General features: G+C 54.0%; 9 protein-coding genes. 8 read left to right on the top strand and 1 reads right to left on the bottom strand.

Annotated features, from left to right (window positions below; genetic code table 11):
* Window positions 1-806: alcohol dehydrogenase catalytic domain-containing protein (locus MWU55_RS16020; protein ID WP_246933718.1), on the bottom strand; the 806-nt coding region annotated here is incomplete at its 3' end.
* A 68-nt stretch (window positions 807-874) separates the two neighbouring features.
* On the opposite strand from MWU55_RS16020, the gene MWU55_RS16015 reads away from it, so the two are divergent.
* From MWU55_RS16015 to MWU55_RS15980, 8 genes are all read left to right on the top strand, one after another.
* Complete coding sequence (locus MWU55_RS16015; RefSeq protein ID WP_246937841.1) at window positions 875-1651, top strand: IclR family transcriptional regulator; 777 nt, start codon at window positions 875-877, stop codon at window positions 1649-1651.
* A gap of 80 nt (window positions 1652-1731) precedes the next feature.
* Window positions 1732-3132, top strand: coding sequence for a selenium-binding family protein (locus MWU55_RS16010; protein WP_246928234.1), 1401 nt, complete (start codon window positions 1732-1734; stop codon window positions 3130-3132).
* Window positions 3133-3804, top strand: coding sequence for a hypothetical protein (locus tag MWU55_RS16005; protein ID WP_246937839.1), 672 nt, complete (start codon window positions 3133-3135; stop codon window positions 3802-3804).
* 590 nt (window positions 3805-4394) lie between these two features.
* Window positions 4395-6650 carry a choice-of-anchor F family protein gene (locus MWU55_RS16000; RefSeq protein ID WP_246937836.1) on the top strand — a complete coding sequence of 752 codons (2256 nt, stop codon included), beginning with the start codon at window positions 4395-4397 and terminating at the stop codon, window positions 6648-6650.
* A 209-nt stretch (window positions 6651-6859) separates the two neighbouring features.
* Window positions 6860-7507, top strand: a complete 648-nt coding sequence (locus MWU55_RS15995) for a DUF2202 domain-containing protein (RefSeq protein WP_246937834.1) — start codon at window positions 6860-6862, stop codon at window positions 7505-7507.
* An 866-nt stretch (window positions 7508-8373) separates the two neighbouring features.
* Window positions 8374-8826 (top strand): cytochrome c, encoded by a 453-nt coding sequence (locus MWU55_RS15990; RefSeq protein WP_246937832.1) that lies wholly within the window; start codon window positions 8374-8376, stop codon window positions 8824-8826.
* A 21-nt stretch (window positions 8827-8847) separates the two neighbouring features.
* On the top strand, window positions 8848-10212 hold the full coding sequence (locus MWU55_RS15985) for a cbb3-type cytochrome c oxidase subunit I (RefSeq protein ID WP_246937830.1): 1365 nt from the start codon (window positions 8848-8850) through the stop codon (window positions 10210-10212).
* A gap of 1 nt (window position 10213) precedes the next feature.
* A complete protein-coding gene (locus MWU55_RS15980; RefSeq protein WP_246937829.1) occupies window positions 10214-11020 on the top strand; it encodes a CbbQ/NirQ/NorQ/GpvN family protein in 807 nt (268 codons plus the stop codon).
* The last annotated feature ends 49 nt before the right edge of the window (window positions 11021-11069 follow it).

Here is an 11069-nt window from a genome sequence, read left to right as displayed (position 1 = left end):
TTCACATTGCCGGTCGCATCAAAGCTGTAATCCGCGCCACCGCCCGTCAGTTCAACCAGATGGGCCACCATGTCGCCATCCACCTTCGAGGGGTTCACGAAATCGGTCATGCCAAAGTGGCGCCCCATTTCTTCTTTGCTGTCATTCAGGTCCACACCCACGATCTGATCCGCACCGGCCATCCGCAGGCCCTGGATCACGTTCAGGCCAATGCCGCCCAGACCGAAGACCACAGCGGTCGACCCGATCTCAACCTTGGCGGTGTTGATCACCGCGCCAATGCCGGTTGTGACGCCACAGCCGATGTAGCAGATCTTATCAAACGGTGCGTCCTTGCGGACCTTAGCCAGCGCAATCTCGGGCACCACGGTGTGATTGGCGAAGGTCGAGCAGCCCATGTAGTGGTGGATCGGCGTGCCATCCAGCATCGAGAAACGGGTCGAGCCATCGGGCAGCAAGCCTGCACCCTGCGTTGACCGGATCGACTGGCAGAGGTTGGTTTTCGGGTTCAGGCAATAGTCGCATTCACGACATTCTGGGGTGTAGAGCGGGATCACGTGATCGCCGACTTCGAGTGAGGTCACACCTTCGCCCACTTCAATCACGACGCCTGCGCCTTCGTGGCCCAGAATGGCCGGGAAGATCCCCTCGGGATCGTCGCCAGAACGGGTGAATTCGTCGGTGTGACACAGGCCGGTGGCCTTGATCTCAACCAAAACCTCGCCGGCACGCGGGCCTTCAAGGTTCACTTCCATAATCTCAAGTGGTTTTCCGGCCTCTACGGCAACGGCGGCTCGCGTGCGCATGGGATTCCTCCTAAAAAAGCTTGCCTTGAAGCAAAAGATTCTCATTAATTGAGAGGCAGTTTCACCAAATGAGAGTTTTCGTCAACATGCATCTTGATCGGTTGATCAGCTTACTTGAGATCATCGCAGTCGCTGGACGGCCAGTTTCTGTTGCTGAAGTGCAGCGCGCAACGGACTTGCCAAAGCCGACATGTTATCGGTTGATCCAATCACTTGTTGAACAGAAGCTTGTTGATGAGCCGTCGGGTGACGGCAGGTACGTTATCGGAGAGCGCATGATCCGGATTGCCTTGTTGGGCAAGTCGGATGTGGATGTGCGCCGGTGCGCCGCGCCATTGATGAGGGCCGCCGCCACCAAGTTCAACGAAACGGTGTTCTTAGCACGATTCCGAGACAGCAATGTCGAGATCATCCACATCGAAACACCGGATGATCCGGCGCGGGCCTTTATCCACCCTGGCCTTGGCATTCGACCCATGCACGCCTGTTCTTGCTCTAAGGCAATTGCAGCGTTCGCCGAGCCCGCGTTTCGCGACGACATCCTGACAGGCAGCTTGAAGGCCTACACCGAACACACAAAAACCACCGAGGCCGATTTGCGCCGAGAATTCGAAACCATTGCCACGCGGGGGTTTGCGGATTGTGATCAGGAGATCGACGTGGGCATCGCAAGTGTTGCCGCACCTGTTTCGATTGGCAACATCGGTGCCACATTCAGCATTGGTGCGGTTGGACCTATTCGCAGGTTTGGCACTGAATACAGGATGGAGATCGGAGAAAAACTGATCGCGCTGTCGGAAAGGATCAGCGGTGCGATCCAGCTCTGCAACGTTTCAGACGTGTGATTGATTAAGACACTTCTTGGCCAATTGGGCCCAAATATATGACCTCGGAAAGGGGCTGAAAAAACAACAAGGAGAGAAAAATGAATCTTAGACCAGACCCGACATTTCACGCCTCGCCCAAGCTGGCGATGGAAGCCCCTGTCGAGAACTATGCTTTCACGGTGATGCTAAGCCCCGATGGCTCGCAGTCTGACGGCATCGCTGTGGTGGACTTAAAGCCCGGTTCAGACACTTATGGCGAGATCGTGCATCAGGTGATCGTTCCCAACAAGGGCGACGAATTTCACCACTTTGGCTGGAACGCCTGTTCTTCGTCGTTATCGCCACTGTCAGGGCACGCCTTTTTAGAACGCCGTTATTTGATCGTTCCGGGCATTCGTTCTTCGCGTATTTATATAATCGATGTGAAAGAGCCGCTGAAAGCAAAGATTCATAAGACAATCGAACCCGAAGAACTGTTCGCAAAGACCGGCTATTCGCGCCCGCATACGATCCACTGTGGCCCTGAAGGCATCTATGTTTCTTGCCTTGGCGGCGGGGGCGAGGACGGGACCGACGGCCCTCCCGGTATCTTTATCATGGATTGCGAGACCTTCGAAATCATCGGCCGGTATGAGATGGACCGCGGCAAGCAAGACAAACACTATGACTTCTGGTGGAATCTACCACAGGATTACATGGTGAGTTCTGAATGGGGCCTGCCGCCGCAGTTTGAGAATGGCGTCGTGCCGGAGGATTTGCTTAGCAACAAATACGGCCATTCGATCCACTTCTGGGATCTGCGCGCGCGCAAGAACATCCAGACAATGGACTTTGGCGAAAACTACCAGATGGCGCTGGAAATTCGCCCAGCTCATGATCCGACCAAGGCTTATGGTTTCTGTGGTGTGGTTGTCGACACAACAAACCTGCAGGGGGCGATCTTCACGTGGTGGCGTGATGACGATGGTGTTTGGCAGTCGAAGAAAACGATCACCATTGATCCGCGCCCTGAAAAGCCGGAAAACCTGCCGCCACTTTTGCAGGGCTTTGAAGCCGTGCCACCGCTTGTAACGGATATCGACCTGAGCTTGGACGACAAATACCTCTATGTCGCGTGCTGGGGTCTTGGCGAAATGCATCAGTATGACGTGAGTGACCCCATGAACCCGGTTCTGGCCGGAAAGGTCGAGCTTGGGGGCATTGCGAAAAGCGAAAAGCACACCAACGGCAAAGACTTTGCCTATGGTCCGCAAATGGTCGAGATCAGCCGTGACGGCAAGCGTGTCTATTGGACGAACTCGCTGTATTCGACATGGGATGACCAGTTCTATCCCGATGACGAAGGCGGACAGATGGTGATGGCTGATGTTGGAGAGAACGGGGGCCTTACCCTGAACAAGGACTTCTACATCAACTTCCCCAAAGGCCTACGCAGCCACCAGATCAGGCTGGAAGGTGGCGATTGTTCAACAGACAGCTTCTGCTATCCGTCTGTCTAAATGATCGGGGAAATGACAACCGTGACAGCCCTTTGGTGGGCTGTCATTTTTTCTGGCCTCTACCACGGGATAAATCCGGGTATGGGCTGGCCTCTTGCGGTGTCAGCGGCCCTTATGGAGCGCAAACACAGCGCCATGCCCAAAGCGTTGGCGATGTTGGCTCTAGGGCATTTTCTGGCAATGATCGGGATCTTGCTGCCGTTTTCCTTGATGATCTTCCTCGTTGAATGGGAAACGCAAATTCGGGTCGGCGCAGGGTTGCTGGTCATTGCAATGGGAATTTACCTGCTGATCAACCGCCGACATCCAAAGATTCTCGCGCGCATTCATCCGGCGCGCCTGGCATTATGGTCGTTTCTGGCCGCCATGGCGCATGGTGCGGGCCTGATGCTGGTGCCCATCTTTTTGGGTATCTGCGCGGTAGGTGCGGATGAAACCGGCCACATAGCGGCCCAATCTCTTATGGGAAGCAACGTCACAACGGCCTTCTTGGTTGCTTTGGTTCATACCGCCTCGATGACTCTGGCCGGCGGCGTCATTGCACTGACTATCTATCACTGGCTGGGGTTGAAGTTTTTGTCCAAGACTTGGTTCAACCTCGACGTCGTCTGGGCACTCAGCCTTGTTCTCGTCGGTGCGGCCGGTATCGCCTATGCGCTGATGGGCCACTGAAACCAAGCTAGGCCAGATTTGTGACGGAGAGAGCTGAAAGTGGCTTTAATCTAGAACCGTCATCTTGTGTCTAGATCTTTGCCTCACCCTATAGCGAGCAAACAATCAAAATCATGCAAAGCAGTCATAGGCGCGGGTGCAGCAAAATGTCCGCTTCGTCCCGCGGAGCAGTCGTAGGAGCTTGTTGCTGCTAAGGTCGGCTTCGCGTCTTCGTTGCGCTGTGGGGTATGAAGCGTGGTACGGAGTTAGTTCCTATCTTTAAAGTAATATAATAACAGGTTCTTACAACGATAGTTTGGAAGACTTCCGCTCCGCCAGATCCCCTTTTCATAGTTTTCTGAATGACATGGACCACCATGAGCACTGCATAACTGTCTTTTGATGTTCTGCATGGCCGCGTTGGTGAGGGCAAACGCAGATGATCGTTTGGAAATATCACACGGAAAAGCGAGTTACCTAACGTCAGTTCAAATTCAAACATTCCATTACTGATATATATCAAATGCGTATCAAACTTAATGAGATACAACGAGCTTGTATGAATTGAGGGGTAACGAGTGGGAGCGTTTGAAACAAGCGAAGGGGACAAAATGAATTCTGGAAAGACTTACCTTAGCACGGTTGCGCCAGCAGCCCTGCTGCTAACATGCACACCGCTTTTGGCGGATACTTTGAGCGACAATTTCTTCGTCAGGACATATGGTGACGGATTGATCTATGTCGATTCCGAGGAAGGTGTTCAGGAACCCGGAATGAAGGTTGTCACCTTCACTCGTACGCGCGTGGATGACGGCTTGGGGGGTCATATTTTCGTTGATCCGTACGAAGAAATACTGACTGACTTTTCAGGTCTTACCTCGCGCGGTGAGGTGACCAACTGTTTGATGGCCAGCAATCCTGGCGTTTACTGTGACTCCGAACAAGGGTCGGGCAAGCGGATCAAAACCCAACTGACGGGCCCTAACCCCTTCGGCATCACCATGCGGACAACGGCGAGTACTGAGTACCCTTCGGTGGATTACTTCACGTTCGCAAAGACGTCGAATTACACTGGTGCCCGGATGATCGGCTTCACAGCCGAGTTGTTGGATGAAAACGGGAACTCGATGGGGGAACTGACACCGGATAAAGCTGTGCTGTTCAACCTGAACACCGCGGATATCGGCTTGGGTGCGAAATTACCCGAAGGTCTTTTCGGGGAAGGTGGCCACGAAGGTGAAATCGGGTTCTTTTCGGATACCAAGGCTGGGTTTGCCAGCACGAAGTCCGACGCCCGATTGATTTTTGGCGGACTTTCCAACGCGGATTATGTCGCACATTTCGGCACTGCAATGCTTGACAATACCATGACGCCCGATGGGCTGTTCTGGGACGACAATGGGGATCCCAGTGACGAATCCGCGCTGGTGGCCTGGAACAATCTTGCCGGGGATGGTTGGACTTATGGCACCTTGGCGTTGCCCGCAAATGAAAGCGCAAGACTTGCCGAGCTGGCATCAGCCCTTGGCGTGAAAGTCGCTGATTTGGGATATGCGCCCGGCGCGGCGGTGCCAGATAAGATCGTTGCATTGGCAGAAGAAAACGGCTTGTTCGAAACGGGCGAGATCGAGGATCTTCGCAACGCAAACCTGAACTTTACAATCACTGTTGGAAGCTTGGATGGCGGCGAATTCACCCTGCTGTTTACCCCGGCCTTCGCGCCGATCGTTGAACAGACAACGACGCCTTATCAGTTTAAGGTCGCAGGGCACTTGGACGCAGCGGCAAACGTTCCTTACATGGATCTTGGCAATGCCGCGGCCTATGGAACTGCCATCGAAGACCTTCTGGCAATGAGCAAAGCGGACCGCGCAGAGGCCTTGGAAAGAACCGGATTTAGCTTCTTGCCTGCTTTCTCGAGCCTCGCTTTTGATTTCTCGCGCAGTCAGATCAACACGGTCACAGGTATTCTTCCGCAAACAGGGGAGTCCCAGGTCGTTTCGTCGAGCGCGGGGGCAGCCAGCAGCTGGGGGCTTGGGGAAGACACCAACTGGCTTCTCAGCGTCGGTGGTGGTCGGTCGTCCTTTGACACCACTCCAAACAACATTGGCTATGAAACCGAGTTCACCACATTCTCGGTGGGTGCAGAAAAGCAGCTAGATAACGGACGCTCGATTGGCTTGCTGATTGGCAGTTCAAGCGGCACTGCAGACGCCTATAACGCACGGGGTAGCATTGATGCCGACAGCCTGTCGGTGGCCGCGTTTGGGCGCGCCAAGATCGGCGAAAAGGGCATGATCCAAGGTGTTATTGGGTATCAAGACCTGTCCTTTGACTCCACCCGAAACGTGATGGGACAAACTGCAAACGGCAGCACCGATGGATCGCAAGTGTTTGCTGCGATCAAGGGTGAATACATGCACACACAGGGCAACTTCCGGTTCGGTCCAACGGCATCGGTTGAGTACTACAACCTGTCCGTGGATGCGTTCCGAGAAAAAGGCGCCGGTATCTGGAACCTCGATGTTGGCGAGCAGTCAGGAAACATGCTACTTGGTTCGTTTGGGGTTCAAGGAGAGTATATCTTGTCCAATGGACCTCGGAACACGAAGCTGACCGGCAGCCTTGCCTTCACCATGGCAGATGGTGACGACATGATGGTTGAAAGTGGCTTTGTTGGCCTGCCGGGCGCCGTTCATCCTGTCGCTGGGGTGAATGGAAACTGGGGAGATGTCCAGGTCGGTTTCGAGACCGTTCTTGCCGATCATGGCACTACACGTACCACGCTGGCTGGCGGCTATTTCGGGTCGTTTGGTAGTGGATTTGAAAGCCACAAGATCCACCTTGGCCTAAACGCGACGTTCTAAACGAAGCGGTTTGAAAGTGAAAAAGGAAGCGGCCCCGATTGGGGCCGTTTTTGGATTTCGGCTGTGTTTTGAGGTTCGATGAATTTGTTAAAAAGTTTATACATTATAATGGGATGGCGTCCAATTGCCACGGAGGCAGTACAGCCAATTGGTGATCGATTTGTGCCAACGAAAGATGTGAGAAACGCGCAAAATTGAGGAAATGGAAAATGAAGAAAACAGGTGTTCTTAGCGCTGTTGCGCTTGCCGCATGTTTGGCGATGCCACTTCAGGCAGCAACAAAGACCTTGTCCCCCGAGGCCGAGGCCGCACTTCTGGAGGCGCTGAACGATGAATATCACGCACAAGCATTTTACACCGAACTGGTTGAGAAATTCGGTTCGAAGACTGCCTTCGCCAATATCAGAGCAGCCGAAGCGCGACATGCCGAAAAGCTGATCAGACTTCTGGACAAATACGGTGTGAAAGTGCCGGAAAACGGCTATCTGAATGGAAGTCTGCCCTTGGCGCCCATTCCGTCAACGCTTGCCGAAGCCTATGCAACTGGCGTCCAAGGCGAGATTGACAATGTCGCGATGTATGAAGAAAGCCTGTTGCCAGCCGTTGAGGACTACAACGACATCACGCGCGTCTTTACGTCCCTAAAAACGGCATCCGAGACCAAGCACCTTCCAACCTTCGAGCGATGCAGTTCAGGTGATTGTCCGAAAACAGCCGCAAGCTCGGGAAGCAGTGCGGGCAAACAGACAGGCAAAAAACGCCAAAGGTTCGTCTTCGCAGAAGCGGACGGGCCAAAAAGAACGGCGTGGAAACGGTCAGCGAAAGCAACACAGACGTGGTGGCAGCTAATTACCTGACATGCTGTGGACGGGCTGTACACGCGATACAACGCGTGGCTGCAATGGAGCCGGTTTCACTGCAAGGAGCATAAATGGCAGTTTGCAGCCAATGGCTGGCGCTCTTTCCATTAGGAAAGAAAAAACAATTGCGGTTCTGAGATGGAACTTAGCTAAGGTTGCCTTGAAGAGCGTTCTGTACTCTTTTCAAGGCAACTATTCGCTTTTGCGCTCTGCTATACTGCACTCGCCCTGAGTTTTATTCACCACACGCGGCAAGTCTTCGGAGAACACGAAGTCATCCGCGAAAGCGAGGGCATACGCTGTAAATACAGGTGCTTTGGACACAGGTTCATTCAGCGTTGAGTTGGCGGTTCCGTCCTGGCATGCGTCCAGAACCTCATTTCGATAGGCGCAATTTCCTCATCGGTAAGCCCTTCAAACTCGGGGTCCTGTCGCAGGTAGCTCAGGAATTAATGCTCAGAAATGGCGATGGGTTCTACCTGCCAGAAGTGCATCGTCGCTGAGGTCTGAGGGTAGGCATTCAGCACGTTTGAAGTGTCGGTTTGTATGCCGCATCGCTAACGACCAAACGCGGCGTCTTTTTGCTCTCCGTCGAAACGGGTCAAGGGCACGTCGTGCGCGAGTTCCTTCAGAGGTGACCCCGATACGAGGTTCCCCCGAAACGCATCGTTCTCGCGAGTATCTTTTCCGACTTATGTTTGGCTGGGGCCGAACTCCGTTTACAGCGAAATAGCTGATCGGTCTTTAAAGCCGCCCGTCAGGCCAACCAAATTCACGAAAACTCAGTATCCTTAACAATTGTCAAGCTGCTGGCGCAGACGCTCCTCTATCCAGAAAATCGGATAACTGAGCTGGAGGCCGATATGCGAGAAGTCATGACTAAGACCATGGCACGTAACGTGTTCTATGGCGGCTCGCTGTTCTTCATTGTGGTCTTTTTGATCTTGTCGGCACATTCGGTTCGCTATGTGGTGAACCAGTCGACTGCAAATGCCCCACTGACGGACAGTGTCGCCCGTGGCAAACATGTGTGGGAAAAGAATGCCTGCATCAACTGCCACACGCTGATGGGGGAAGGTGCATATTTTGCCCCGGAATTGCAAAATGTGATGTCCCGTTGGGGCGTGCAAGATGAACCCGAAGACGCTTTCGAAGTGTTGAAAGGGTGGATGGAAGCACAACCAACCGGCATCGAAGGGCGTCGTCAGATGCCAAACTTCAACCTGAGCGATGAAGATATTCGTGATCTGGCGGAGTTTTTCCGTTGGGTGAATACGATCGACGCGCAGGGTTGGCCGCCGAATGAGGCGGGCTAAGGCCGGACGAGGAGACAAAAGATGAAATACCAAACACAAAAAATTGCCTATTGGTACTTCCTGGCAGCGATGGCGATCTTCGCCGTGCAGGTGCTGGGTGGCCTTTTGGCTGGTTGGATCTATGTCAGCCCGAACTTCCTGTCCGAGCTGCTTCCGTTCAACATCGTTCGCATGCTGCACACAAACTCTTTGATTGTGTGGCTGCTTCTAGGTTTCTTTGGCGCGGCCTACTTCCTGATCCCGGAAGAAGCCGAGCGTGAGATCCATTCACCTATGTTGGCCTATTTGCAGCTGATCATCCTGTTGGTCGGCACGTTGGGCGTGGTTGTCACCTATGTGTTCGACCTGTTCCCCGGCAACTGGTTCCTTGGCAAAGAGGGGCGCGAGTTCATTGAGCAACCAGTCTGGGTGAAGCTTGGCATCGTGGTTGCGGCGCTAATCTTCCTGTTCAACATCTCGATGACTGTTCTGAAGGGTCGTAAGACGGCAATCACGAACGTGCTGCTTCTGGGCCTTTGGGGGCTGGTGCTGTTGTTCCTGTTTGCCTTCTACAATCCGGCAAACCTGGCACTGGATAAAATGTTCTGGTGGTACATCGTCCACCTGTGGGTAGAAGGCACGTGGGAGCTGGTTATGGCATCCATCCTTGCGTACCTGCTGTTGAAACTGACAGGTGTCGACCGTGAGGTCATTGAGAAATGGCTCTATATCATCGTCGCGACCGCGCTGTTCTCGGGCATTCTGGGTACGGGCCACCACTACTACTGGATCGGCTTGCCGGGCTACTGGCAGTGGATCGGGTCGATCTTCTCATCTTTGGAAGTCATCCCGTTCTTCGCAATGATGAGCTTCAGCTTCGTCATGGTCTGGAAAGGCAAACGTGATCACCCCAACAAAGCGGCTTTGCTTTGGGCATTGGGTGCCGCAACTGTTGCCTTCTTTGGCGCGGGTGTCTGGGGCTTCCTGCACACGCTACACGGTGTGAACTACTACACCCACGGCACGCAGATCACCGCAGCCCACGGTCACTTGGCCTTCTTTGGTGCCTATGTGTCGGTGAACCTTGCGATCATCACCTATGCCATGCCGATCCTGACGGGCCGCGACCCGTATAATCAGGTTCTCAATATGGTCAGCTTCTGGCTGATGACAGGTGGTATGTCGTTCATGACATTTGTTCTGACATTTGCTGGGACCATTCAGACCCACATGCAACGTGTGCTGGGCGAGAACTTCATGGAAATCCAAGAAGGTCTGGGCCTATTCTACATCATGCGCTGGGGCTCGGGACTGTGTGTCGTCATTGGCGCCATCCTGTTCATCTACGCCCAACTGGCCCCTCGTCGTGAAGTGATTGCGCGCGGTGCTGAAAGCGAAGGTGCCTGATATGGCCGCCGTTGAAAAAACCACGGAGGGGGCTCACGCCCCCTTCTACTCACCCGTTTCTGACGAATGCGATATTTTTGAGGCCGCTGAACGCCATGGGCTGCCGCTGCTTTTGAAAGGTCCGACCGGTTGCGGTAAGACCCGCTTCGTCTCTCACATGGCTGCCCGATTGGGACGTCCGCTATATACCGTCGCCTGCCACGATGACTTGTCTGCCGCTGACCTTGTAGGTCGCTATCTTCTGAAGGGCGGCGAAACCGTCTGGGTCGATGGTCCGCTGACGCGCGCTGTGCGCGAAGGGGCGATTTGTTATCTGGATGAGGTGGTTGAGGCGCGCAAAGACGTGACCGTTGTTTTGCACCCGTTGACCGACGATCGCCGTATCCTTCCGCTGGACAAAACTGGCGAAGAGATCGAGGCCGCACCCGGCTTCATGCTCGTTGCATCCTACAACCCGGGGTATCAGAACATCCTGAAAACCCTGAAACCTTCAACCCGCCAGCGTTTCCTTTCGGTTGACTTCGATTTCCCTTCCCACGACCGCGAGATCGAAATTGTGACACGAGAAAGCGGGTTGGATGTCAGTCGGGCGACGTCCCTTGTCCGGCTGGCAAACAAATTGCGTGGTCTAAAAGGCCAGGATCTGGAAGAAGGCGTGTCCACACGTCTTGTGATCTATTGCGCCACGCTGATCGAAGACGGCATGTCCGTTGACCGTGCGATCCGCGCGGCGATGATCGAACCTCTGTCTGACGATGAAGACGTCAAACGGGGTCTGATGGACCTTGTCACTGCGATCTATGGCTAACGCCTTGTTGCGACCGGCCAATGTGTCGGTTGCAACACTTATTCAACTC

This window comes from Aliiroseovarius sp. F20344 (genome assembly GCF_023016155.1).
Lineage (GTDB): Bacteria > Pseudomonadota > Alphaproteobacteria > Rhodobacterales > Rhodobacteraceae > Aliiroseovarius.
The sequence above is the reverse complement of the archived record's forward strand: the minus strand, read 5'-3'. Positions and strand labels throughout refer to the sequence as shown.

Excerpts from the sequence above, each read along its gene's own strand:
- MWU55_RS16015 (WP_246937841.1), top strand. The coding sequence starts at position 875 with ATGAGAGTTTTCGTCAACATGCATCTTGATCGGTTGATCAGCTTACTT.
- MWU55_RS16010 (WP_246928234.1), top strand. The coding sequence starts at position 1,732 with ATGAATCTTAGACCAGACCCGACATTTCACGCCTCGCCCAAGCTGGCG.
- MWU55_RS16005 (WP_246937839.1), top strand. The coding sequence starts at position 3,133 with ATGATCGGGGAAATGACAACCGTGACAGCCCTTTGGTGGGCTGTCATT.
- MWU55_RS16000 (WP_246937836.1), top strand. The coding sequence starts at position 4,395 with ATGAATTCTGGAAAGACTTACCTTAGCACGGTTGCGCCAGCAGCCCTG.
- MWU55_RS15995 (WP_246937834.1), top strand. The coding sequence starts at position 6,860 with ATGAAGAAAACAGGTGTTCTTAGCGCTGTTGCGCTTGCCGCATGTTTG.
- MWU55_RS15990 (WP_246937832.1), top strand. The coding sequence starts at position 8,374 with ATGCGAGAAGTCATGACTAAGACCATGGCACGTAACGTGTTCTATGGC.
- MWU55_RS15985 (WP_246937830.1), top strand. The coding sequence starts at position 8,848 with ATGAAATACCAAACACAAAAAATTGCCTATTGGTACTTCCTGGCAGCG.
- MWU55_RS15980 (WP_246937829.1), top strand. The coding sequence starts at position 10,214 with ATGGCCGCCGTTGAAAAAACCACGGAGGGGGCTCACGCCCCCTTCTAC.